We start from the raw sequence: 928 nt of genomic DNA, 5'->3' as shown, positions 1-928 counted from the left end.
ATTGCAATCCTCTTGGCAGACATAGGCTCTTCCCTGGCAAAAGGGAGAGCGTATCAAAGGTTTTTAAATCAATGCGTTAAGGATGATTCTGGTGAATGTGAACAGTGATTCCGGGATGTTGAACACTGTTTCCGGAAAGGAGGGGCAAAGTGTTCAGGTTGAGCCGGAATGAGCGTTCACATTGGTCCGGAAATGGTGTTCACGTTGAACCGGAATCGGTGTTCATGATCGGCCGGAATATGCAGCTGGCGGCAGCTGTGATTTCTGCCAATCCGGCAGCCTGCGTACCGCCCTCTATGAGACGCTCACCGCCTATCCCGCCGCAGGAGGAGAGCAGTGCAAGGGGTTGGGGAAATAGAAATCAGGAATAAAAAAAATCGCAGCCGAGGCTGCGATTTTTAGTGGTTTGCCGAAGCCTCGGCATCCTGCGGTCTGATCCCCTCTCCCCTTGGGGGAGAGGGTCAGGGTGAGGGGAGCTAACGTCATTCTCCGGCTGAATGCCGTCCAACGCCTTAATGGCATGGCTTCGCCATGCAGGACACGAGGGCCTTGCCCTCGAAGGGATTTCGCCACCGCTACGCGGCTTGGCGAGTGACTTTTGAAAGACCAAAAGTCTTCTCCCCCGGTAAACCGCCCGCTTCGCGGGTTCCCTCGTCTCGTCCAACGGGTCGGACGGAGCGCCGCAGACGGCACTTTGGCCTACGCCATCCATGGCTTCGGCCAAAGCCCGCTTCGAACATCCTTGTTCTCGCGCCAAATCGGGGTCGAGCAGTGCTCGGGAGGGTGCGAATAAGCGGGGAAATTCTTCTCGGCTGACTCAGTCATTTCATTTTTTCAGTTTGAGCCGATCTTTTCTCCCGTAAATGCCTTGAATCAGCCTATTTAGACCGTTTCTTCGCCATTTAAGGCGTTATTCCCAGTTTTTAGT

This window comes from Aeromonas sp. LsrichE-8G, from assembly GCF_022869435.1.
GTDB classification, from domain to species: Bacteria; Pseudomonadota; Gammaproteobacteria; order Enterobacterales; family Aeromonadaceae; genus Aeromonas; species Aeromonas caviae.
This window is presented reverse-complemented; position numbering follows the sequence as displayed.